We start from the raw sequence: 21,698 nt of genomic DNA on the forward strand, positions 1-21,698 counted from the left end.
TTCCAGATGAGAATCACCAGGGTAGCCGCGAGTGTGCTCGCGGCCCTGTTCCTGCTGTGCGCGTGCAAGTCCACTACGCCTCCGATGGGGCCCAATACCGCTGGGGGACAGGAAGGGACGCTATCGGCGGCTGACGCGATCAAGGCGTTGGCGAAGCTGCCGATCAAGGACAGCGCGGCTATGACCGGGTATTCGCGTGATGAGTTCGGGCAGGCGTGGACCGATGACAATGACGCGCCCGGCGGGCACAACAACTGCAATACCCGCGATGACATCCTGCGGCGGGATCTCACCAAGGTGAAACCCGCCACCGGATGCCAGGTGGAGACCGGGACGCTGAAGGATCCGTACACCGGCAAGAGCATCAACTTCGATCGCGGACCGAAAAGCACCGCGGTGCAGATCGATCACATGGTCGCGCTCGCCGATGCGTGGCAGTCCGGGGCACAGAAGCTCAGCGCGGACAAGCGGCGCGATCTGGCCAACGATCCTCGCAATCTGATGGCCGTCGACGGGCCCACCAATGAGGCCAAGGGCGACCGGGACGCCGCCACCTGGCTACCGCCTCAAACGTCCTTCCGCTGCACCTATGTCGAGCATCAGGTGCAGGTGAAGACGCTGTATGGACTGTGGGTGACCCAAGCCGAGCACGATGCCATCGAAGGTGTCCTGAAGAGCTGCTGACCGTTCGGCAGTAGGTATCAGTCGGTCCACAGACCGGCGTCATGGGTCTGAATCAGTGCCCGGATTCGGGCGATGACGTCAGCGACCGGTTGAGCGGGCAGGCGGCGTCCGTCGCGCAGGCGGATCGCCACCTGTTCGTTATCGGCCTCGGCCGGGCCGAGGATGAATTGGTATGGGGCCAGGCGGGTTTGACGTACCCGCGCGGACAGGCTGCCCGCGTCGGCGCTCACCACCTGCACGCGTAGATCCGCGTTCAGGCACTCATCGCGGAGTCGGGCAGCCGCGGGTTCCTGAGCTTCGGACACCGGCAGCACCACGACTTGCACGGGTGCGAGCCAGGCCGGGAAGGCTCCGCCGTGCTTTTCGATCAAGTGCGCGACCGCGCGTTCGACGCTGCCGATAATGCTGCGGTGCACCATGACCGGGCGATGCTTGGCTCCGTCGGCGCCGATGTAGTGCAGGTCGAATTGCTCGGGTTGGTGGAAGTCGACCTGCACGGTGGACAGGGTTGATTCGCGCCCGGCATGATCGCTGACTTGAATATCGATCTTCGGGCCGTAGAACGCCGCTTCGCCCTCGGCGGCTTCGTACGGCACACCGGATCGATCGAGCACTTCGCTCAGGATTTTGCTCGCACGCTGCCACATCTGCGGGGCCGCAACGTATTTCCCGCCCGCTCCCGGGAGTGAGAGGCGGTAGCGGGCACCGGTGATTCCCAGGGCCCGGTAGGCGGAGCCGATGAGCGCGAGTGCGGCGGATGCCTCGTCGGCGACCTGGTCCAGGGTGCAGAAGATGTGCGCGTCATTGAGCTGGATGCACCGCACCCGGGTCAAACCGCCCAGCACACCGGATAATTCGGAGCGATACATCGCGCCGAGCTCGGCCATGCGCAGCGGCAGCTCACGATAGCTGTGCGTTTGGGAGCGATACATCACCGCGTGATGCGGACACAGGCTGGGACGCAACACCATCTGCTCACCGCCGATGGTCATCGGCGGATACATGTCATCGTCGTAATGTGCCCAGTGGCCGGAGATTTCGTACAGTTCCCGCTTGCCGAGCACCGGTGAGTACACGTGCTGATATCCCGCTCGCCGTTCGACGGTGCGGATGTACTCCTCGAGACTGTGCCGCACGATCGCGCCATCGGGCAGCCAGTACGGGAGTCCGGCCCCGATCAGTGGGTCGGTGTCGAACAGGCCGAGTTCCCGGCCGAGTTTGCGATGGTCGTACACGTGGATCTTCCTTCCGGTAGAAGGCGGATGACCACATGCGAAAGCCCCGGGCATCCGCCCGGGGCTTTGATCAGAACAGCATCAGCGCGCCGGGATGTACTCCGGCGTCGTGGTGACGTGAGCGCGCTGCATGCCGGGCACGGTACCCCGCACCTCTTGCCCGGCACAACGGATATCAGCACCGGTGATGTGCTTCCCGGCCCCAAGCCGCCTTCCTGGCGTCCATCTCGTCGGCATGGACGTAGTCGCGGAACAGCTGATTCGCCCGGTAGCCAACACTTTCCGCAGCGCGCCCGAGTTCGCCGAGATCCTGCCAGCGGTGTGCACGATCCAGCAGCTCGGCCGCCAGCAATGCCAGCACGGGAATCGGACCTGCCGTGGCCGTGGTGATCAGTGCGTCCGCGCCCTTGGTTCCCGCCCACACCCGGCGCAACTCATCGGCATCGCAGCGCTGCACGAATTCCAGCACGCTGCCCGGCTTGTTCTCGGCACAGTCCATGATCAGCCTGATCGCAACCGACCGCTGGCGGTGCGCGAGATAGTCGGTGACCGTAAGTGCGGGAGGAATGGTGTCCGCGACCGGTACAGGTCGGCGGTCACCACGATTCACGCCGCTGCCGAGGTCCTTGCCGCTGTAGTCGAGCATCTTCTGCAACTCGGATCCCGACAGCGTGAACACCCAGTCGGGCAAGCGCGGGCAGACCCGCTTGGGCGGCCGCTTCTCCTCGACCATTTCGGGCGATGACGCCTGCCGGGACTCATCGATGGGCGTCCCCGCGCCGCCGTCGGACCCACGCCGCAGCAACTGTCGTAATCGCGCTGTGCGAGAAGTGTTGTCGGACATAACGAACCCCCTTGGACCATACCCCGGCGCATGCACGCCGTGAACTCTCCACGCTAGCGCCAGAACGCGCGGCCGCCCAGGAGTCGTGACCGCACCGGTATCAAGGTCGATCGGAGGCGCGCTTCCTCGCGTCAGGCTCGCCGCAGCAGTTCATCCAACTCATCGAGGGCTTGGTCGTAGTGTCCGTCCTCCCGAAGAACCCAGAAGAGGTCTCGCTGATTCGGAGTCCAGAAATGAGCATCGGACAGGCGAATGGTCCGCTTCAGAATCGAATGCCTGGTGACAAACTGCTCGATATCCTCAGCACCGCTGGGCAATCCCAACGAGTCGAACAGATCTGCAAGCGAATACTGCCAGTCATCCTCGTCGTCCACACTCCGAATCTAGTTCCGAGCGCGACAATCCGCTCCGCATTTTCCTTGGCTACCCGAGAGCTGGATCATGCTCTGCCCGTTGGTATTCCACGGTCAACTCAGCAGCAAACCTTCGGCCCGATCTCACTACTTGTAGCCGCAGATGAATGGGGTGCTCGAGCCGAGGAGGTCGCAGGCCACCAGGGGAAGTAGCTTGAAGAACACCTGGCTGGAGCCCTGGCTCACCGAGAACCCGACGTCGCCGTGGGCGAGGGCGTCGAAGGATCCATCGCCGGAGGCAATGGCCGGTGCCGAGGGTTCGTCGGCGGCGGGTTGCAGGGTCAACGGGGCGGCGGCTGCGGTACCGGCCGTTGCGACGGCGAGCAGGCATCCGGCGGCCGCTACGAGAATGCGTTGGCTGGCAGTGGCTTTCATGGGTGCTCCTCGCGCTTCTTGATGTGGCTGTCACCCTACGCACATCAGAAGCGCTGGAATTTCAAATGCCTGCCCCCATTTCCATGGTCGGCGCGGCCGGCAATGTGAGCCTAGTTGTTCCCATGCCGGCCCGGGGCCGCGCTGCCGTGGTATTCGCCGAGATCCGAAACCAGTTGGGTGACTTCGGGGTAGTTGTCGTAGCGGCGCTGGTGTAGGGCGGCGATTTTCGCGCCGAGTTCGGGGTCTGGGTCGTCTGCGATGTCGAAGGATACGAATTTGTCGACGAGGGGGAGGCCGATGCGGTCGGTGTGCAGGTGGGACGGGTGGATGAGGTATTCCCAGTAGCCATCGAGGTCGTCGATGATGTACACCGCGCCGTAGTCGTATTCGCCGCCGTGGTCGGGGCCGACGATGAAGTGCCGAACCGATGGGATCTGGCGGCCCTGATTGCGCAGGCTTTCCAGGGCTTCTTCAAGCTTGTCGGCGGGGACTCCGGGCTTAACGGTGAAGCGATTGCCGTGGTAGATCATCGTTTTCAACCTTCTGATCGGTGTTTCCTCTTGCGAGCCAGCCGGGTGAGTGACTGCTCGATCACTATGTGAGTGACTGTACACTCACTCCGCTCGGCTGTCACCCCTCCGCGTGGATTTTCATCGGCTCGTCACCGCTGCCGGGTCGGCCGCAGAATGATCTCGTTCACGTCGACGTCGGCGGGCTGATCGATGGCATACGCGACCGCCGCGGCTATCGCGTCCGGGGTGATGGCGTGTGCCCGGTACGCGCGCATCGCCTGTGCCGCACCGGGTTCGGTGATGGAGTCCGCCAATTCGGAGGTGACCACCCCGGGTGAGATGGTCGTAACTCGCACCGAGGGATCGCACTCCTGCCGCAGTCCTTCGGTGATCGCCCAGGCGGCGTACTTGGTGCCGCTGTACACCGCACCGGTCGGAACGACCTCGTGCGCACCAACACTCGCGATCGTGACGAAGTGCCCCGTTCCCTGCGCGGTGAAATACGGTAGGGCCGAACCGATTCCGTGCAGCAAGCCACGAATGTTCACGTCGATCATCCGGTTCCATTCGTCGACCAGCAGTGAGTCGAGCCTGGACAGCGGCATTACCCCGGCGTTGTTGACCAGCACATCGACCCGTCCGGTCCGCTGGTGTGCGGCCGCGACGAATGCGGTGACGTCCGCCGGATCGGTGACGTCGAGCCGCATCGGGTGCAGGTCGCCGTCGGTGCGTTCGGCAAGTGCGTGCAGGCGGTCGAGACGCCGGGCACCCACGACGACGTGATGTCCCGCCTCCGCCAGCCGGGCGGCGATCGCTTCGCCGATTCCGCTGCTGGCACCGGTGACCAGCACTGTCTTCTGTTCAGTAGTCATGCCGACAACAGTGGCGTCGCTGGAGCCGCGGTGACAGGACAGCGTTCTCCTGGGAGTAACGCACCCAGGTTCACCACATGGGCGCGACCTACCATGACTGTTATGGCACCCACCGAGCTCGGCGACTACCTGCGCGCCCGCCGTGCGCAATTACGGCCCGAGCGGGTTGGCCTTCCGTCACTAGGGCCGCGTCGGGTGCCCGGTTTGCGGCGTGAGGAAATAGCACTGCTGGTCGGGGTCAGCGTCGACTACTACGTCCGGCTCGAACAGGGCCGTGAGCGCGGCCCGTCGGCGCAGGTGGTCGATGCGCTGTCCTCCGCTTTGCGGCTCGACGCCGATGGTCGGCAGCACCTGTTCCGCCTGGCCGGTCTAGCCCCGCGCACCCGCACCTCCGCCGCACCCGACCGCGTCGACCCGAGCCTGCGGCAACTCATGACGGCGTGGCCGGACAATCCCGCCATCGTCTACAACCGCGCCTGTGATGTCCTGGCCTCCAACGCGATCGCCGACGCGCTCTTCCACGACTGGACCCACTCGCGCAACCTCATGCACATCGTCTTCACCGATCCCGTTGCGCGACAGTTCTATACGGCCTGGCACGACGTGGCTCGAAACGCGGTGGCCGGATTCCGTTTCGGCCACGGCGAAGCCCCCGACGACTCACGAATCCAGCAGGTGCTCAACGAATTACGCTCCCGCAGCCCGGAATTCACGCGCCTGTGGACCACGCACGACGCTCGCGGAAAGTCCATGCAGAGCAAGAACTTCCACCACCGCGACGTCGGCCCCCTCACCTTGACAATGCAAACCTTCGACGTCCGTTCCACCCCCGGCCAAACCCTCGTCGTCTATCACGCCGCCCCCGACTCCCCCAGCAGCCACGCCCTCACCCTGCTCGGCTCCCTCGCCGCCACCATCCGCGAAAATCCCTAGCTGGACAGGGCTGCGGGACTCGGTGCCGCTGAGCGCCAATGCGAGCCCGCACAGGATCCTCACAATTCCGGCGCGGAGCCTGCACATCGCCGTTATAGGTTGCTGTGATGTTCGTCAAGAATCATCGATCTTCCGCTATTCCATTGTGCGCCTTGCTTTTAGCAGTGATTGCGCTGGGCGTGATGCTGCATCGCGGGTGGATAGTCACGAAGTTCTGGATCTTCGCCTTTCCGTTGTTGCTGGCGATATTCGCGACAGTCCTGACCTTCTTCGTGCTGGCGCTGTATCTGGCCGCGCGCAGTGGGCGACGGGGGACGCTGGCGGCAACCGCGGTACTGACGTTGATCGGGCTGGGCGGGCCGATTTTTCTGTTCTTCAATACGGAAGCCAATGCGTGGACCCGGTTTTGGCTCGAGAGACCCGCATTCAGCGCTATCGCGGCGATGGAGCTACCACAGGATCGGAAGATCGAGTACTACGGTGTCGAGTTGCCCGAGCACCTGTGTTTCGTTTCGGCGAACTGCCGGGTGGCGGTGATCGGCACCAGCGGTGGACATCCGGTGCGGTTCGTGCCCGACTACATCGGGATCCCCGACGACGCTTTCGGTTACGGGCATTTCGTCGGAACGCCCGAGCCCGGACCCTACGACGGGTTCGGCGAACCCATTTGCCCCACAATGGAATTGGGGGGCGGTTGGTGGTGGCTCGACTTCTGCTAACGCACTTCGAACGATGACCACTACGTCGGTCGTCCTCGAGCAAGACCGGGCACTGGCTCAGCTTGCGGCTGCCAGGACCTTCCACACTTTTCTGGAACGTGAGCGGGCCTGCGGTGCGGCGCATTCGATGCGGCGGCGGGCTTCGTTGGCGCTGATTCGAAGCAGATCGGTCAATAGATCCACGGTGTCGCGGTAGCCGGTGTCGGCGGCGAGGCCGCGGCGCTGGGCTTCGGCGACCGCGGCGCGCATGGCGGCATCGAGCCGCTTTCGGCGGCGTTCGGTTTCGACGAGGGTGCGCAGCAGGTCGACATCGGTCAGGTCCGGCCATCCCGGTGCCGGAGCATCCGGCGCCAGCGCGATCGAATGTGTGTTCACGCGTGACAGACTACCCCAGGATAGAACATATGTTCGAGTATTTGTTTTGCTGAATCCGGCTGTCGGCCGGGCAGCGGATCAGTCCGAGGCGCGACCCGCCCGGCTGCGCGTATGACGCGGCCAAGCCATCGCGGGTAGGGCATAGCCCACCACTGCGACCAGGTAGAAGGTCAGCGCGGCGATAGGCACGAACAGCCCGATCACGGCGATCGCGGCGAGCGCCACGAATCCGATTGCCGCCTGGCGGGTCTCGGTCCGGGCCACAGTGGCCGGGTAGCCGGGCCGCAGCAGCGTCGGATCCCGGCGCACAGCTGACCACATGACAACCCACGCGCCCGCCTGAACCGCGGCGGTAAGGAAGTAGAAAGCGGTGGCGACACCGGCATTCCGACCGCCATCCTCGAGATGATGCGCCAATACCGTTGTGGGAAATGGCAGGAACGCCACACAGAGCAGGACCAGCAGATTGCCGACCTGGAGCGGGCCATTCACCTGCCGGATGCGGGCGAAGAAGGCGTGGTGAGTCAACCAGATCACCCCGATGGTGGCGAACGATCCCAGGTAGGCGAGGTAACTCGGCCACAACCCCAGGAGTTGCTTCAGCAGATCGTCCTGGCTCTCCGGCAGGCGGATTTCGATGACCAGCAAGGTGATGGCGATTGCCATGACGCCGTCACTGAACGCCTCCACCCTGGAAGGGTTCAGCGGCCGAACGGGGACTTCCTCGGTCGACGCGTCGGTCCTAGGTCAGGACTGTACGAGAATGCCGCTGTTCTGCGTGGTCAGCCGCGCCGAAGTAGTGGCCTCTCGCGGGGCGATACAGAAATCTCGGCAATCAGAGAACCTGCGTACCAACCGTTTCAGCGAATCGGCTGGGCTGGGTTGATCAGCTTGCTGTTGGATGTATCGAGGTAGCGGCAGTTCTGGAGTGGAAGGGATCACGATGAGTTCGAGCGAGCCGGTTCTCGATGACCGCGGAGTCCCGTGCGCATTCTTCGAACGAGACGAACACGACGGCAAGCCCTGGGCCGATGAAATAGTCTGCGCGCCAGGGTATTCCAGTGATGCCGCAGCCGACGCCGTCGTGCGGTCCCTCGCAGGTTGGGGCGGTACCGCCGAAGGCGCATTCGGGTCCGCACTCGTGGACGCGGGAGCACAGACCATCCGCGTCTTCCACACCTACACGCTGCCACTGCCCCCACCCGAGCCCGAACCGGAACTGCCCGCCGGGCTGCGCGTCGTTCCCGCCGGTGAGACCAAGCCCGCCGCTTTGCACGAGGCATTGCTGGCGGCATATCCACCGAGCCATCCCGACTACGACGATGACGCTTTGCAAGCCCTGGACGGGCTCTACGACGGGACACTCATAGGCCCGATGCTTCCGTGCAGCATCGTGGCATGGGACGGCGATCGGGCCGTCGCCGCGGTCCTGGTCCAGGACTACGAGGGCGAGCCGCCGCTCGGAGGCCCATGGATTTCGGAGGCCTTCCGGCAGCCCGGGCCCGCGTACACCGGACTGGGCACTCTCCTGCTCCGCTGCGCGATCGCCCGCGCGAGCAGCGCGGGCCTGACGGCACTGGGGCTGGCCGTCACCGAAACCAATCCGGCGCAGGCTGTTTACGAGCGGCTCGGGTTCACCCGGACCGCGACCTGGACGAAGATGACATTCCCCGGCACCGACAATTCGGGTCCGCCCGCTGCGGGCTGACCGCGTCGTTCCGCGAGAGACATCGACCGAAGCGGACGCGAGCCGGACGCTATCGGTACGGTCGAGCAATGACGCGCTATACGGTCGAAGTAACCAGCGACCCAAAGCAATTCAAGGATGCGGCGTTCGAGTCTCTGATGCGTGATCCGGTGCGCCACACGTTGATCCTGTCGAATGTGCAGGATCGGGTCACCGGCCTCGTGGTTCATCCCTCCCCGTCCTTCTTCGCGGTGGTGCGCGCTGACGCGGTGGTTGTCGGCGCGCTGATGCGGACACCGGGTCGGCGCATCCTGGCAACCGAATTGCCCTTCGCCGCAATCGAAATGGCAGTTACGGCACTTGGTCCAGTGATCCCGGACGCACCGGGTGTGTTCGGGCCTCCCGAGTCAGCCGCGGAATTCGCGCGACAATGGACAGCGCTGCGGGGCAACGAGTTTCGAGCGAACAACAGCATTCGTTCCTACCAACTCGACACACTCCGGCCCGCATACGCGCCGGGACGGCCACGCCGTGGCACAGCTGACGACCTCGCCCTGTGCCTGCGCTGGACCGACGAGTTCGCAACGGAGATAGCCGAACCCCCAATGACCCACAATGACGTGGACGCGCGCATACGAGCCGGGCGCTGGTGGCTTTGGGAACACGATGGCCAACCGGTCAGCCTGGCCGGCCATTCGGTCACGCTCTTCGGCATGACGCGCCTCGGGCCGGTCTACACCCCACGGCTAACGCGCGGACACGGCTACGCGAGCGCGCTGACCTCACACGTCTCGAGCGAAATCCTCGCCGAAGGATCGCGCCCGTGCCTGAACGCCGACGTCGCCAACCCAACCTCGAACAAGATCTACCAGGCACTGGGCTACGAACCAGTCGGCGATTACATCAACTACGACTTCGTGCGGCCCACAGCCTGAACTCGCCCCTCGCGGCGGGGACCCGCGGTCGCCTCTCGATCTCGAATTGCGCGCAGCTAGCTGATAGCTCTGCAGCACAGCAGATTTCAGAACGTGCACCACAAATCAATCACGAAGTCTTGCCAGCCTTGGCTATAGCATCTAGCTTTTTAGCTATGATATATAGCTTTCTGCAACGACCCGAGGGCCGTATCGCGTACGACATCACCGGCACCGCAGGCCCTTTCGTCATTTGCGTGCCCGCGTGGAGTGAACTACGCCAGAGCTACCGGCATCTCGTGCCTCTACTAGCCGCGCAGGGCTGTCGCGTGGTGACCATGGATATCCGCGGACACGGCGACAGCGACGCCACCTTCACCTCCTACGACGATGCCGCGCTGGCCACCGACCTGCGAGCACTCATCGACGAACTCGGCGAACCGGTCTTCATCGTCGGGAACTCGATGGGTGCGGGGGCAGGCGTCATCGTCGCGGTCGAAGCGTCGGAGAAGGTGCGCGGTCTGGCGCTGCTCGGGCCGATGGTTCGCGATCCACAGGTTGGCCCCTTCATGAAACTGCTGATGCGGATCCTCTTGGTAAAGCCTTGGGGACCAGCCGCATTCATGACCTACTACCCGAAGTGGCTGCCTGGCGCGAAGCCGGTGGACTATGCCGAACACAAGACTCGGGTCCGGCAGAACATGCGCCGACCGGGGCACTGGGCGGCGTTCGTGCATACCGGGCGCACTTCGCACGCCCCGGCCGAGCAGCGGCTGAGCAAGGTCAAAACACCGGCGGTCATCGTCATGGGCGCGGCGGACGTGGATTGGCAGGACCCGGCTGCTGAGGCCGAGTGGATCGGCCGACAGCTGCGCGCCGAGGTAGTGATGATCCCCGGAATCGGCCACTTCCCCCAGGCCCAGGCCCCGAAGGAAACGGCCGCCGCCATCGGTCAGCTGATCAGCCAGGTAACTCATGCCTAGGGCGGGCCTGTCGCCCGACGTGATCGTGGCCGAGGCGATACGCCTGGCCGACGAGGTGGGGTTCGAGCGACTCACCCTCACCGAAATCGCCAGACGATTCGGGATCGCCCAACCGAGCCTATACAAGCACATCAACAGCCTCGACGGCCTGCAGCGACTGCTGACCCTGCGGATGCTGACCGAGCTCGGCAGCACCCTGCGGCAAGCGGCCACCGGCAAGTCTGGATCCGACGCAGTTCGCGCCACCGCCCGCGGCTACCGAGCCTTCGCCCAATCCCATCCCGGATGCTACGCAAGCATTTTGCGCGCTCCGGCACCCGAGGACGACCAAGCCGCCCAGGCGATGCGGGAAATCCTGTCGACTCTCTACGACATCTTCGCCGGCTACGGCATCGAGGGCGATGATGCCGTCGACGCGGCCCGCTACCTGCGCAGTACGCTGCACGGCTTCGTATCACTCGAACTCTCGGGCGGGTTCGCCATGCCCCGCCCGGTTGACCGAAGCTTCGAACGACTCACGCGCGCAATCGATTTGGCCCTCCGGAATTGGTGCATCGAGTGACAATTCATCGTCTTGGCCGCTGACGATCGTTAAATGCCGCTGCACTCACACAGAGAACGGCGTGCTGTTGGGCAAGAACATTGTGGTGGCGCTTGGGTTGCGGGTGATCAGGTTGTCGTAGTCGCGATGTAGCGTGACGCGGTGTGAGTCCGTTTCGGTGGGCACACTGCAGAGTTGTTTCCAGTTAAGGGATTTCATGTCGTTCGATACCAAATGGGATGCCGCTGAGTGTGCGGTTATCCAGCTGCTCGCCCCCGGCATCGAGTTGCCCGACCATGACACCGACGGGTTGGCGAACCTGTTGTGGGTCAACGACATTCTTACCTTCGTGCTCTTGGATGACTGTCACGACGCGATCCTGAATCATATTCGGGCGCTGGCGAGCTACCCGAGCGAGATGGATTGGGGTTGGTACTGCGACTTTGTCGGTGAACTTCCGTTCCTGGACTCCGCCGACGGCATCGAGCGGCTCCTCGAGCTCATCGGCGAACATTGCCGGCCGGAGGGTTTGGTCATGGTGAGCCTCGATACCCGCGGCGACAATCACGCGGTCGGGTTTCTCGACGCCGAGTATTGGCGGCAGAACGCGGATTTGGTGGCAGCAGCCAGTCCGCTCCTGTCGGTTGTCGGCGAGGGCTCGCTGAGCAGGCTGGGCGGTGATTCCGAGCACGGCCCGCGCCGGCTGGCCGAACTGCGGCACCGGGCCGAAGAGCGGCGTCGGGCTATGACCGAGTGGGAACGGTTCGCCGAGAACATCGTCGCGCTGCTGGAGGGCAGTCCCGTCGGCACCATGGCGGTAATTCACTGCGATCGTGGCGGTGCCCAGTTCGTCGACGAACAAGGCGTCTTGTACGTGGAATCTCTCCGCAACGATGAGACACGTTACGCCCCCGAGATCAACGAGGGCCTGGCCGCGCACGGATGGACTGAACACGACGAAGCCTGGGGCCCGGTCTGGGAATTTCGCCTGCCATCGCGCCATCCCAGGTACACCGGCACGTATCGAGAGTTCGCCGAGCAGGTGGTGATCGGACTGCGGGCATCGAAGATCGAATCACCCACTGAGCTAACCGTTTACGGCTACAACTACTACTCGCAGGCCGACGACGCGGATCTGTCGGTACTGGGTATCCCGGTCACCTGATCGGTGCGATCAGGATTGTGGAAACAGAGCGTGACGGGCAGCTCACCACCGGTCTAGCGTGCAGCGGCGAGGATGGCGGCGGCGGTCGCTCGTAGGTCGACGGCGAAGAGGTCGGGTTGTTCCCATGCGGCGAAGTGTCCACCGGCGGCCGGTTCGCTCCAGTGCACGATGTTGGTGAATCGGCGGGCTGCCCAGCGGTGGGAGGGGCGTGGGACTTCTTTGGGGTAGATGCTGCAGCCGGTGGGCACGTCGATCGTGTCGTCGACAGCGGCGGTGAACCATTGGCTCACCTCGGCGATGCTCTCCCAGTACAACCGCATCGAGGATGTGGCGGTGCCGGTGAGCCAGTAGAGGGTGATGTTGTCGAGGATCTGGTCGCGGGTCAGGCCGGGAGCATCGGTCCAGGTGTACAGCTTTTCCGCGATCCATGCGGCGAGGGCGGCGGGTGAGTCGGTCAGGCCGTACCCCAGGGTCTGCGGTCGGGTGCTGTGCATGGCCGAGTAACCGGAGCCGGTGCGGGTGCGTTCTTCCAGGTCGGCGAGTGCGGCTTGTTCTGCGTCGGTGAGAGACACGGTGTGATCGGGTGGGGCGAGCGGCGGTACGAGATGGAGGCCGGTCAACCGGTGTGGTTGCTGGAGGGCGATTTTGGTGGAGATGCTGGTGCCCCAGTCGCTGCCGGCGGCGAGGAACCGCGGATATTCCAGCCGGGTCATCAATTCGCACCAGGCGCGCGCGATGCGATCGATGCCCCAGCCGGTGGTTGTGGGCTTACCGCTGAAGGCGTATCCGGGTAGTGAGGGAACCACGACATGGAACGCTGGCTCACCGTCGGGCGGGCTGGTGAGCAGTGGAATCAGGCGCTCGAATTCCAGGAACGAACCGGGCCAGCCATGGGTGAGCACCACCGGCGTGGCTTTCGGGTCGAGGGAGCGCACGTGGAGGAAGTGGATCGGCAGGCCGTCGATGATGGTGCGAAACTGTGAGATCCGGTTGAGCCTGCGCTCGGTGGCACGCCAGTCGTATTCGTCCATCCAGTAGCGGCACAGGCCGATCATGGTGTCCAGCGGGACGCCCTGCGACCAGTCCGACACCGGTTGCGACTCGGGCCAGCGAGTTCGCGCCAAACGCAGGCTCAGGTCGTCAAGTCTGGTTTGGGGGATGTCGATGCGAAACGCATTGATGGTCTCGGACATTCATGGCTCCTTCGCGGTGATAGCAGATTTCGTTCGAGATGTGAAACCCCCCAGATCTGGCGGCAGCGGCCCGGTTAATCATGGTCGAGATGACGCGATGTTATGAGTATGAGAATCCGCGGGATGGGAATCGCTCAGGCTGCCTTGGCGATCGGGATGATGGTGGCCATCTCGGGGTGCGAGCCTGATCGGGGCGGGTCGGGGGCGAGCGCTCCTTCGAAGGCGCAACCCGTAGGGGCGAAGACCGGGACCGTGGTGTTGCAGACGGTGACCCCTCGAGGAACGGCGATTCCCTATGTGCCGGTGCATATTCGGCGCTACGAGCCGTGCGATGTGGGCAAGCGGGATCTGCCCGAGGGTGCGTCCGAGGTGGGGAGCTGGGATGGGGTCACCGATTTGGCCGGGCAGGCGGTATTCGAGGATATGCCGGTGGGGTGCTATCGGTTCGGCATGGACGCGCCGAAGGGGACCAACCCGGTTCCGGAGGGGATGCACACCCTGTTCGTAGAGTCGGCGGGGCAGAAGGTGAACGGGCGCTTGCGGTTTCAGGATCCGGCGCCCGTACCTACTTGTGCAGCACAGACTTTCGTGCACGATCTCAACGTAGACCAGCAACTTCGGTCCGCGACCACACAGGTCAGTGTCTGCGAGGATTTGTGGGCGGTGATCTCGTGGGATGTGCCGGGTGACAGCCAGCGAGTCGTCGCCCGCACAACCGTGGTCCGTGGCGCGACTATGTTCGCTTCCCCCACAATGTCTGCTGGTCCAAGGCCAAATCCGACGGCGCCCCGGACACGTTGAAGAAGTACTTCACGACCTGCTGAGACTCGGACCGCATCGAACAGGTCAGTCGGCATATCCCAATTCTTCGAATAGACCTGCTAGAGCGGTGTGGTCGTCTTCGGTGCCGGTGTGCGGGGCGGCGAACCAGCGTGTGTACTCGGCGATTTCGGAAAGGCGCCAGTCGAGGGCGAACAGTTCCACCATCGCAGGGTCTGGGTGCAGGTCGGGTGATGCGGTGAGCAGGTCCGCGTAGTCGCGTTCGGGCGGGGCGAGAGCCAGTGACTCCCAGTCGACGAATCGGATGCCCTCGGCGGTTACGACCTGGTTGTCGTTGTGCGGTTCACCGTGGGTGGGGACCCAGGAATCCTGCTGGGCGAGTGCCGTTTGCGCCAGGTCCAGGTAGCGGTCGGTCCAGTGCCGGGTTGCGTCGATGTGCGCAACGAGAGCGAGGCGGGCCTGGTCAGCCAGCGGGCCACTTGTCCAGGGCTCGGCGGTGCGCGCCTGCAACTCGTCGGCGAAACCCGGGGCCACCTGCGGCACCCATGACCTCAGGCCCTCGGGTGGAGCAGCGCGATGCAGCTCACTCAGTGCGAGAACAACGTCGCGAACATGCCGAGGCTCACGAGCCTCCTCCTCAGTAGGACTGCAACCCTGCAGCCAAGGCGTCACACTGAGCGCACCGTGCCCGAAATCAACGGTGAATTGACCGGTCCGGGCGGGAATCGGAGCACACACCGCGGCCAGACCGGCCGTAGCCAAGGCAGCGGCCCCGGCGTACGCAGCCTCGAGAGATGCCGCCGTATGCCGAGGCGCCAATTGGTCCAATGTGACGAATACGGTTGTGCCCCCGCTGATCACCCGCCAGTGATGTGCGCCGAAACCCCACGGCAGGTAGCTGGTATCGGTGATTTCGGGCAACCACTGCGCAGCGACCGCCTGCGCGATCGCCTCATCGGTGATGAACTCGGGACGGGACAGCATAGGGCCGCATCATAGGAGCAATGCCGACCCAGCAGCACGGGATTTTCCGGCTGTAGCTCGGTGGCTCTCGACGTCCAGGTATAGACGAGGCGGTCAGTCGTCGGAGGCGACGATCAGAGTCAGCACGCGGCTCGATTGGTTGATGGTGACCAGTTCGTGAAAGCCGTTGATGGCTCCGACAACCCAGCCCCAGTCATGTTCGGCCGTCGGGCGCATGTTGGGCAGTTCGAATACGGTGCTGCCCGGCAGGGTTGAGTACAGCCATTGGTTCAGGTCGGATTGGACTGCGGGCGATACGGTTCCGCACGCGCGGGTTGCCCACTGCTGCAACAGATCCTGTGCGGCGGATGGAGTGATGCGGGTGAAGGTGTCGGGATGGATTCGGTCGAGTAGGTAGGGACCGTGCAGGTTTGGGGTGGATTGGTCGTCGGGGCCGCCGCCGGCGTAGTTGTCGCGGTACTGGGGATGGTGGATGAGGGCGGAGAGGAGGTCGTGTGCCGGGTGGTCTGCGGTTATCCGGAAGGTCTTCACACTCACCCATTGATAGGTGCCGCGATCCAGGTGGACCATCCGTTCGTTGTCGAATGCGAGTGGATCGTCCATGGTGCGAGCGTGCCATAGGTGGTGTCGCTCAGCGGCGAAGGGCTCGGCGCAGCATCGGCGCCGAAATTTGCGTCGCCTCGGCGGGGACAGGTCCTTAGAGTGGGTCGATGACGCTGCCTCGGCTTATTGCTACCGATCTTGATGGCACGCTGTTGCGCGGGGATGGGACTATCTCGCGGCGCACGCTGGATGCGTTGCGGACTGCTGCTGATGCCGGGGTGGAGGTGGTGGTTGTTACCGCTCGCCCGACGCGTTATGTCGATGCGCTCGCCGAGGTGACCGGGTTGAGCGGAACAGCGGTGTGTAGCAACGGGGCGGTGGTGTATGACATCGCCTCTCGCACCGTGGTCGAGTCTAGGGTGCTGTCGGTTGATGCGGCCGAGGCGGTGGCGGGGGCGGTCGCGAGGGTGATCAAAGAGGTCGGATTCGCTGTTGAGACAGGTGGTTCGGTGATTTATGAGCCGCGCTATCGGATGCGGTTCGCGGAGCTTCCCGGGTTCGAGTCGCCCGTGCGGGCGCTGGCCGATCTGTGGACGCTCACGACTCCGATCGTGAAGCTCCTTGCGCACTCGGAGCGGTATGACGCGGACTTCCTGCTGGCCGTGGCCGAGGAAGCAGCGCCGGGGCTGGCGCAGTTCACGCACTCCGGCGGGCCGGGGCTGCTGGAGATCAGTGCGCCGGGCGTCACCAAAGCGGGGACGCTTGCCGCACTGTGCGCCGAACGCGGTATCGATGCCGCCGATGTTCATGCCTTCGGTGATATGCCGAACGATCTCACGATCTTGAATTGGGCCGGGACCGGGTACGCGATGGGTAATGCCCACGCACGGGTGCTGGCAGCGGTGGCACGCCATACCGTGTCCAATGACGAGGACGGGGTCGCGGTCGTCATCGAGCGGCTCTTCGGCCGATAGTGCCGGAAACCGAAATGATCTCCCCAGCAAGATGATTCACGGTCCGAGCCGGTTTCCCGGCTCGGACCGTGTCACTCACTCTAGGGAGGCGGTGGTGGTGGGGACCGAGTCCGCGCCGCCGGACATGCCGCGGACCTGGCGGGCGGCCACCGAGAGGGTGGCCATGTCCAGGGTGCCGGTGGCGAAGATCTCGGCGAGGGCGGCGCGGGCGCGCACCAGGCGGGAGCGGTTGATGGATTCCCAGTAGGCGATTTTGTCTTCGGTGCTGTCTTCCGTTGCGGCGGTGGTGAGTACGTCGAGGGTCAGGGCGCGCAGCGAGTCGTAGAGGTCGTCACGGACTGCCAGGCGGGCCAGGGTGCGCCAGCGGTCGGTGCGCTCGAGGCTCACCACCGCGTCCAACAGACGTTGGATATCGAAGTGCTGGTCGAGGGCGTAGTAGAGCGAAACCACATCTCGCGCATCACGATCGGCGAGTTCGGCGATATCGATGACATCCAGCAGCGGGTAGCGATGGATCAGCAGGTAGACCTGTTCGGCCAGGTCCCGGGGAGCGCCGCGGGTGATCGCCTCCTGGGATCGGACCTGCAGAGTTTCGGCTATGCGGCCGGGCTGCCAGGTGGGGACGAGCGGGCTCAGAGCGCGCACGCCCAGGCGGTAGCGGGCGATATCGGCGCCGATAGCGATGGGTTGCGGACGGTTGGTCAGCAGCCAGCGCGAGGCCCGGTCGAGGGTGCGTTTGGTCTCGAGTTCGAGATCGTCGCGGACTTCGGTGGACATCGGGGTGGTCCGGATGCGGTGCCAGAGTTCGTGCAGGTCGAAGATTTCGGCGACAGCGGTGAAGGCGCGCACGGCGTCTTCGGTCGTGACACCCATTTCCTCGGCCAAACGGAACACGTAGGTGATGCCGCCGTGGTCGACCACCCGATTGACCACCGTGGTGGCGATGATCTCGCGACGCAGCGGGTGACGTTGCAGGGCAGCGCCGAATCGTTCGCGCAGCGGCTCCGGGAAGTAGCCGGGCAGGATGGCGGCGAAGGCCGGATGGTCGGGCAGGCCACCCGCCAGCAGTTCGCTCTTGAGCGAGAGCTTCACGTGCGCAAGCAGATTCGCCAATTCGGGCGAGGTCAGCCCGGTGCCCGCGTCGATGCGGCGACGCATCTCCTTATCGGAAGGCAGCGTTTCCAGGGAGCGGTCCAGCCCACCGGATTCGAGCTTGGTGAGCAGGCGACGGTGTACCGCGGCCATCTGCGGGGCGTGCGCACGGGAAATGCCGAGCCGGAAGTTCTGCGAGATATTGTCCCGCAGAACGAGTTCGGCGACCTCCTCGGTCATCGAGGCCAGCAGCAGGTTGCGTTCGGTCAGCGACAGCTCGCCCGCGGCGACCACGCTGTCGAGCAGCACCTTGATATTGACCTCGTGGTCCGAGCAATCCACACCTGCCGAGTTGTCGACCGCGTCGGTATTGCACTTACCACCGCCGTCGCTGAATTCGATGCGGCCCAGCGCGGTGATGCCGAGATTGCCGCCCTCACCGATCACGTTGACGCGCAGTTCATTCGCGTTCACCCGGACCGCGTCATTGGACTTGTCGCCCACCTCGGCATTGGTCTCGGCGGCGGACTTGATGTACGTGCCGATACCGCCGTTCCAGAGCAGTTGCACCGGAGCCTTCACAATGGCGCGGATGAGTTCGAGCGGGGAGAGCATGGCGACTCCGGGATCCAGGGCGAGTGCCGTGCGCACGGCGGCGGTGATCGGGATCGCCTTCACGGTGCGATCGAAAACCCCACCGCCCGTGCTGATCAGCGAACGATCGTAATCCGCCCAGGATGAGCGCGGCAGCGCGAACATGCGCTCGCGCTCGGCGAACGACGCGGCCGCGTCCGGGTTCGGATCCAGGAAGATGTGCCGATGATCGAAGGCGGCGATCAGCCGGATATGCCGGGACAGCAGCATGCCGTTGCCGAATACGTCACCGCTCATATCACCGACACCGACGACGGTGAAATCCGTTGTCTGGGTGTCGATATCCATTTCGGCGAAATGCCGCTTCACCGATTCCCACGCGCCGCGAGCGGTGATGCCCATGGCCTTGTGGTCATAACCCACCGAACCACCGGAGGCGAACGCGTCACCCAGCCAGAAATCGTATTGCTGGGCAACCTCATTCGCGATATCGGAGAAGGTGGCGGTGCCCTTATCGGCCGCGACCACCAGATAGGTGTCGTCCGCATCGCGGCGCACCACCCGTTGCGGGGGCACGGTTTCCCCCGAAGTGCGGTCGATATTGTCGGTCAGGTCCAGCAGTCCGGAGATGAAAGTGCGGTAGCAGCGAATTCCCTCCTGCTGCAACGCCTGTCGATCGGCGACCGCGTCACCGGTGGCGACGGGCGGGCGTTTCACCACGAATCCGCCCTTGGCCCCGACCGGCACGATGACCGCGTTCTTCACCGCCTGTGTCTTGGCCAGGCCCAGGATCTCGGTGCGGAAATCCCCGAGGCGATCGGACCAGCGCAACCCGCCGCGCGCCACCGCACCGAACCGCAGGTGCACGCCTTCGACCCGGGGCGAGTACACGAAGATCTCGAATTGCGGTCGCGGCTCGGGCAGTACGGTGATGCGACGCGGATCGAACTTGAACGACACGTAGTCTCGATCGCCCGCGGTCTTGTCGGTCCGAAAGTAGCTGGTGCGCAGCGTAGCTCGGATGAGATCGAGGATCGCACGCAGTATCCGGTCGGTGTCCAGGCTGACCACCGCGTCGATCTCGGCGCTCAATTCCTCTTCGAGGGCGGACGCCCGGGCGGCGGCGAGTTCGCCCGCACCGTCGGGATCGAAACGCACCTCGAACAATTCGCTGAACGAACGCGCGATGAGCGGATGGCTCTGCAGCACCCGGGTGATATTGCCGAAGGAATACGCGAAGCCCGCCTGCTGGAGGTAGCGAGCATAGGCGCGCAGGAACGCGATCTGCCGCCAGTCCAGGCCCGCGCGCAGCACCAGTTCATTGAGCCCGTCGACCTCGACCGCACCGAACCACATGGCGGTGACGGCGTCGGCGAAGCGCTCGCGAATGTCATTGCCGGGCAGTGGATCCGGCGCACCGATCGCGACCGGTACGCGCAATCCGAAATCGTAGATCCAGCGGCGCGAGCCGTCGGCCAGCTCCAGCGGATACGGGTGCTCGTCCAGGACTTCCACGCCGAGACTGTGCAGCATGGGCAGCACCCGGCTCAGCGAAACCTCTTCGCCGTGCACGTACAGCGTGAAACGCCACTCCCCCGCCTTCGCGGTGGGCTGACGGTACAGCTGGGTATCGATCGCCCCCTCGGCCAGCGCGCGCAGCCGGCGCAGATCGGTCAGACCGCGCGCGGGCGGGAACTCCTGCCGATAGGTGGCGGGCAGCGCGGACGCATAGTCGGCGGCCACCTCGGGTGGCACCTCCGAACCGCGTGCCGCCTCGGCGACCAGCAGATCGGACCAGGTGCGAGTGGTGGCGAACAGCAGCTCCTGAATCCGAGCGCGGTTCTGTTCGGAGACATCGACCGCTGCAGCTCCGGCGGGCCGGTGCACGGTGAAATACACGACGGCCAACTCGGACTCGGTCGCGCGTGCCGAGTAGTCGATCTGTTCGGCCCCGAATTCCAGGCGCAGCACGTCGCGCATGCGCAGCCGCACCTCGGTCGAGTAGCGGTCGCGAGGCAGATACACCAGGCAGTACACCGCTTCACCGCGCGGGTCGGGCCGCAGGAATAGCCGCACCTGCCGTCGCAGACCCAAATCCATGACGCCGGAGACGGTTTCGAACAGGCGGCGGGCGTCGGTGGCGAACAGCTCGGCGCGCGGGAAGGTCTGCAACAGTTCGAGCAGCTCCTGGCCGGAGAAGGAATTCAGGCCGAAGCCCGCCCATTCCATCACCTGGCGCACCCGCCGCGAGATCACCGGGATGTCCAGGATGTTCTCGTGTTGTCCTGTGACGGTGAAGGTTCCGATGAAGACGTGAGTGCCGCGCAGCGACTGATCGGACCCGTCCCCCAGGTCCGCGACACTGATGACGTAACCGTCCGGGGATCCGGGCAGCACCCGGTCCAGGGAGCCGTTGGACAGCCGCAGCATCGGCGAACCCGACAGCGCGGCGGGAATATCCAGGTCCGAGGCGATCCGATCGTGCAGCAGCCCGAGCCCGGCGCGACGCAGCAGTTCGGGCTGGCCCTCGGAATCGGTTGCGGTGCTGTGATATCCGTATCCGAGCAGGGTGAACCGACTCTCATCGAGCCAGTGCAGCAGCCGCGCGTTATCGGTGATCTCGGCGTCGTCGGCGCGGGCCGCGGCGCGTTCGAGATCGCTCGCAACACTCGCGAGCGTGGTGGCCATGGCCGCGGTGTCGCGGGCCACGCCCCGAATCATGGCGAGCAGGCCGGGCAGGGTGCTCTCGATGCGGTCCAGCAGTGCGACGTCGACCTCGGGCCCGAGCTGCACGTGGATCCAGGACTCGGCGATGGTGTGATCACCGACCTCGTGCTGAGCGCTATTGCCCGGCGCGACGGCGCGCAGGCGACCCCGATTGTCGCGCAGCACATCGAATACCGGATGGATGACCTCACTGACCGTCACGCCCAGGCGGCGCAGCATCGACGACACCGAGTCGACCAGCAGCGGCATATCGTCATTGACGATTTGAATTGCGGCGCCGAGTTCGCTCTCGTCACCGGGACGGTAGACGCGAGTGACAGTCGTTCCGGGACGGCGCGTTTCGGCCAGTTCCAGGTGCCGGCGCACGATCTGTCCGGCGCGATCGGTCACCATGGCGATCGTCGCGTCCGGGCGTATCCATCGGAAGTAAACCGCCTCGAGGTCTGCTGGATCTTCGCGGAGCTTCTGCCACGAAAGCATCTGCAGCGTGGTTGCCACCATCGACCGCACCCTTCCCGAGATTCGAGCCGCACCCTACGGTCACAGCACCTGTTCAATG

General features: G+C 64.7%; 22 protein-coding genes. 10 read left to right on the forward strand and 12 right to left on the reverse strand.

Features of this window, described 5'->3' with window-relative positions; translation table 11 throughout:
* Nucleotides 1-6 precede the first annotated feature (6 nt).
* Entirely contained in the window at nucleotides 7-684 is a 678-nt protein-coding gene (locus ACFC4D_RS26670; RefSeq protein WP_376067534.1) for an HNH endonuclease family protein, read from the forward strand.
* Nucleotides 685-701: 17 nt separating this feature from the next.
* Here ACFC4D_RS26670 and thrS read toward each other — a convergent pair whose 3' ends face one another.
* From thrS to ACFC4D_RS26700, 6 genes are all read right to left on the reverse strand, one after another.
* Nucleotides 702-1,919, reverse strand: a complete 1,218-nt coding sequence (gene thrS / locus ACFC4D_RS26675; RefSeq protein WP_376067536.1) for a threonine--tRNA ligase — start codon at nucleotides 1,917-1,919, stop codon at nucleotides 702-704.
* A gap of 175 nt (nucleotides 1,920-2,094) precedes the next feature.
* Nucleotides 2,095-2,763, reverse strand: a complete 669-nt coding sequence (locus ACFC4D_RS26680) for a hypothetical protein (protein ID WP_376067538.1) — start codon at nucleotides 2,761-2,763, stop codon at nucleotides 2,095-2,097.
* Nucleotides 2,764-2,894: 131 nt separating this feature from the next.
* Nucleotides 2,895-3,137, reverse strand: a complete 243-nt coding sequence (locus ACFC4D_RS26685) for a DUF2789 family protein (RefSeq protein WP_376067539.1) — start codon at nucleotides 3,135-3,137, stop codon at nucleotides 2,895-2,897.
* Nucleotides 3,138-3,263: 126 nt separating this feature from the next.
* Complete coding sequence (locus ACFC4D_RS26690; RefSeq protein ID WP_376067542.1) at nucleotides 3,264-3,551, reverse strand: hypothetical protein; 288 nt, start codon at nucleotides 3,549-3,551, stop codon at nucleotides 3,264-3,266.
* A 110-nt stretch (nucleotides 3,552-3,661) separates the two neighbouring features.
* Nucleotides 3,662-4,081: a Dabb family protein gene (locus ACFC4D_RS26695; RefSeq protein WP_376067544.1), complete on the reverse strand. Its 420-nt coding sequence runs from the start codon at nucleotides 4,079-4,081 to the stop codon at nucleotides 3,662-3,664.
* Nucleotides 4,082-4,212: 131 nt separating this feature from the next.
* Nucleotides 4,213-4,935, reverse strand: a complete 723-nt coding sequence (locus tag ACFC4D_RS26700) for an SDR family oxidoreductase (protein WP_376067547.1) — start codon at nucleotides 4,933-4,935, stop codon at nucleotides 4,213-4,215.
* A 102-nt stretch (nucleotides 4,936-5,037) separates the two neighbouring features.
* Between ACFC4D_RS26700 and ACFC4D_RS26705 the strand changes: the two genes are divergently transcribed.
* Together ACFC4D_RS26705 and ACFC4D_RS26710 are read left to right on the forward strand one after the other, a co-directional pair.
* Complete coding sequence (locus tag ACFC4D_RS26705; protein ID WP_376067549.1) at nucleotides 5,038-5,868, forward strand: helix-turn-helix transcriptional regulator; 831 nt, start codon at nucleotides 5,038-5,040, stop codon at nucleotides 5,866-5,868.
* A gap of 107 nt (nucleotides 5,869-5,975) precedes the next feature.
* Nucleotides 5,976-6,587: a hypothetical protein gene (locus ACFC4D_RS26710; protein WP_376067552.1), complete on the forward strand. Its 612-nt coding sequence runs from the start codon at nucleotides 5,976-5,978 to the stop codon at nucleotides 6,585-6,587.
* 57 nt (nucleotides 6,588-6,644) lie between these two features.
* Here the strand turns inward: ACFC4D_RS26710 and ACFC4D_RS26715 are convergent, their stop codons facing one another.
* Together ACFC4D_RS26715 and ACFC4D_RS26720 are read right to left on the reverse strand one after the other, a co-directional pair.
* A complete protein-coding gene (locus tag ACFC4D_RS26715) occupies nucleotides 6,645-6,962 on the reverse strand; it encodes a DUF222 domain-containing protein (RefSeq protein ID WP_364650845.1) in 318 nt (105 codons plus the stop codon).
* A 78-nt stretch (nucleotides 6,963-7,040) separates the two neighbouring features.
* The gene (locus tag ACFC4D_RS26720) at nucleotides 7,041-7,652 is read right to left on the reverse strand and encodes a TMEM175 family protein (RefSeq protein WP_376067555.1); all 612 of its coding nucleotides are present in this window, start codon (nucleotides 7,650-7,652) and stop codon (nucleotides 7,041-7,043) included.
* A 253-nt stretch (nucleotides 7,653-7,905) separates the two neighbouring features.
* Here ACFC4D_RS26720 and ACFC4D_RS26725 point away from each other — a divergent pair, with 253 nt between their 5' ends.
* The 5 genes from ACFC4D_RS26725 to ACFC4D_RS26745 all read left to right on the forward strand — a co-directional run bounded on the left by ACFC4D_RS26725 (nucleotide 7,906) and on the right by ACFC4D_RS26745 (nucleotide 12,252).
* Nucleotides 7,906-8,670: a GNAT family N-acetyltransferase gene (locus ACFC4D_RS26725; RefSeq protein ID WP_376067558.1), complete on the forward strand. Its 765-nt coding sequence runs from the start codon at nucleotides 7,906-7,908 to the stop codon at nucleotides 8,668-8,670.
* A gap of 68 nt (nucleotides 8,671-8,738) precedes the next feature.
* Complete coding sequence (locus ACFC4D_RS26730) at nucleotides 8,739-9,584, forward strand: GNAT family N-acetyltransferase (RefSeq protein ID WP_376067561.1); 846 nt, start codon at nucleotides 8,739-8,741, stop codon at nucleotides 9,582-9,584.
* A 155-nt stretch (nucleotides 9,585-9,739) separates the two neighbouring features.
* Nucleotides 9,740-10,546: an alpha/beta fold hydrolase gene (locus ACFC4D_RS26735; protein WP_376067564.1), complete on the forward strand. Its 807-nt coding sequence runs from the start codon at nucleotides 9,740-9,742 to the stop codon at nucleotides 10,544-10,546.
* 19 nt (nucleotides 10,547-10,565) lie between these two features.
* Nucleotides 10,566-11,108, forward strand: coding sequence for a TetR/AcrR family transcriptional regulator (locus ACFC4D_RS26740; RefSeq protein WP_376067566.1), 543 nt, complete (start codon nucleotides 10,566-10,568; stop codon nucleotides 11,106-11,108).
* 196 nt (nucleotides 11,109-11,304) lie between these two features.
* Nucleotides 11,305-12,252, forward strand: a complete 948-nt coding sequence (locus ACFC4D_RS26745) for a hypothetical protein (RefSeq protein ID WP_376067569.1) — start codon at nucleotides 11,305-11,307, stop codon at nucleotides 12,250-12,252.
* A 53-nt stretch (nucleotides 12,253-12,305) separates the two neighbouring features.
* Here ACFC4D_RS26745 and ACFC4D_RS26750 read toward each other — a convergent pair whose 3' ends face one another.
* Nucleotides 12,306-13,433, reverse strand: coding sequence for an epoxide hydrolase family protein (locus ACFC4D_RS26750; RefSeq protein ID WP_376067830.1), 1,128 nt, complete (start codon nucleotides 13,431-13,433; stop codon nucleotides 12,306-12,308).
* A 135-nt stretch (nucleotides 13,434-13,568) separates the two neighbouring features.
* Here ACFC4D_RS26750 and ACFC4D_RS26755 point away from each other — a divergent pair, with 135 nt between their 5' ends.
* The gene (locus ACFC4D_RS26755; protein WP_376067571.1) at nucleotides 13,569-14,246 is read left to right on the forward strand and encodes a hypothetical protein; all 678 of its coding nucleotides are present in this window, start codon (nucleotides 13,569-13,571) and stop codon (nucleotides 14,244-14,246) included.
* Between the two features lie 45 nt (nucleotides 14,247-14,291).
* Here the strand turns inward: ACFC4D_RS26755 and ACFC4D_RS26760 are convergent, their stop codons facing one another.
* Together ACFC4D_RS26760 and ACFC4D_RS26765 are read right to left on the reverse strand one after the other, a co-directional pair.
* On the reverse strand, nucleotides 14,292-15,209 hold the full coding sequence (locus tag ACFC4D_RS26760) for a phosphotransferase family protein (RefSeq protein ID WP_376067573.1): 918 nt from the start codon (nucleotides 15,207-15,209) through the stop codon (nucleotides 14,292-14,294).
* 93 nt (nucleotides 15,210-15,302) lie between these two features.
* Entirely contained in the window at nucleotides 15,303-15,812 is a 510-nt protein-coding gene (locus ACFC4D_RS26765; RefSeq protein WP_376067576.1) for a hypothetical protein, read from the reverse strand.
* Between the two features lie 107 nt (nucleotides 15,813-15,919).
* Between ACFC4D_RS26765 and ACFC4D_RS26770 the strand changes: the two genes are divergently transcribed.
* Nucleotides 15,920-16,726, forward strand: a complete 807-nt coding sequence (locus ACFC4D_RS26770) for a Cof-type HAD-IIB family hydrolase (RefSeq protein ID WP_376067578.1) — start codon at nucleotides 15,920-15,922, stop codon at nucleotides 16,724-16,726.
* A gap of 75 nt (nucleotides 16,727-16,801) precedes the next feature.
* Here the strand turns inward: ACFC4D_RS26770 and ACFC4D_RS26775 are convergent, their stop codons facing one another.
* Nucleotides 16,802-21,640 (reverse strand): NAD-glutamate dehydrogenase, encoded by a 4,839-nt coding sequence (locus ACFC4D_RS26775; RefSeq protein WP_376067580.1) that lies wholly within the window; start codon nucleotides 21,638-21,640, stop codon nucleotides 16,802-16,804.
* Nucleotides 21,641-21,698 lie beyond the last annotated feature (58 nt).

It is taken from the genome of Nocardia sp. NPDC056000 (genome assembly GCF_042269265.1).
In the GTDB taxonomy this organism is placed as follows: domain Bacteria; phylum Actinomycetota; class Actinomycetes; order Mycobacteriales; family Mycobacteriaceae; genus Nocardia.

Excerpts from the sequence above, each read along its gene's own strand:
- ACFC4D_RS26670 (WP_376067534.1), top strand. The coding sequence starts at position 7 with ATGAGAATCACCAGGGTAGCCGCGAGTGTGCTCGCGGCCCTGTTCCTG.
- ACFC4D_RS26680 (WP_376067538.1), bottom strand. The coding sequence starts at position 2,763 with ATGTCCGACAACACTTCTCGCACAGCGCGATTACGACAGTTGCTGCGG.
- ACFC4D_RS26690 (WP_376067542.1), bottom strand. The coding sequence starts at position 3,551 with ATGAAAGCCACTGCCAGCCAACGCATTCTCGTAGCGGCCGCCGGATGC.
- ACFC4D_RS26695 (WP_376067544.1), bottom strand. The coding sequence starts at position 4,081 with ATGATCTACCACGGCAATCGCTTCACCGTTAAGCCCGGAGTCCCCGCC.
- ACFC4D_RS26700 (WP_376067547.1), bottom strand. The coding sequence starts at position 4,935 with ATGACTACTGAACAGAAGACAGTGCTGGTCACCGGTGCCAGCAGCGGA.
- ACFC4D_RS26705 (WP_376067549.1), top strand. The coding sequence starts at position 5,038 with ATGGCACCCACCGAGCTCGGCGACTACCTGCGCGCCCGCCGTGCGCAA.
- ACFC4D_RS26710 (WP_376067552.1), top strand. The coding sequence starts at position 5,976 with ATGTTCGTCAAGAATCATCGATCTTCCGCTATTCCATTGTGCGCCTTG.
- ACFC4D_RS26725 (WP_376067558.1), top strand. The coding sequence starts at position 7,906 with ATGAGTTCGAGCGAGCCGGTTCTCGATGACCGCGGAGTCCCGTGCGCA.
- ACFC4D_RS26730 (WP_376067561.1), top strand. The coding sequence starts at position 8,739 with ATGACGCGCTATACGGTCGAAGTAACCAGCGACCCAAAGCAATTCAAG.
- ACFC4D_RS26735 (WP_376067564.1), top strand. The coding sequence starts at position 9,740 with ATGATATATAGCTTTCTGCAACGACCCGAGGGCCGTATCGCGTACGAC.
- ACFC4D_RS26745 (WP_376067569.1), top strand. The coding sequence starts at position 11,305 with ATGTCGTTCGATACCAAATGGGATGCCGCTGAGTGTGCGGTTATCCAG.
- ACFC4D_RS26755 (WP_376067571.1), top strand. The coding sequence starts at position 13,569 with ATGGGAATCGCTCAGGCTGCCTTGGCGATCGGGATGATGGTGGCCATC.
- ACFC4D_RS26760 (WP_376067573.1), bottom strand. The coding sequence starts at position 15,209 with ATGCTGTCCCGTCCCGAGTTCATCACCGATGAGGCGATCGCGCAGGCG.
- ACFC4D_RS26765 (WP_376067576.1), bottom strand. The coding sequence starts at position 15,812 with ATGGACGATCCACTCGCATTCGACAACGAACGGATGGTCCACCTGGAT.
- ACFC4D_RS26770 (WP_376067578.1), top strand. The coding sequence starts at position 15,920 with ATGACGCTGCCTCGGCTTATTGCTACCGATCTTGATGGCACGCTGTTG.
- ACFC4D_RS26775 (WP_376067580.1), bottom strand. The coding sequence starts at position 21,640 with ATGGTGGCAACCACGCTGCAGATGCTTTCGTGGCAGAAGCTCCGCGAA.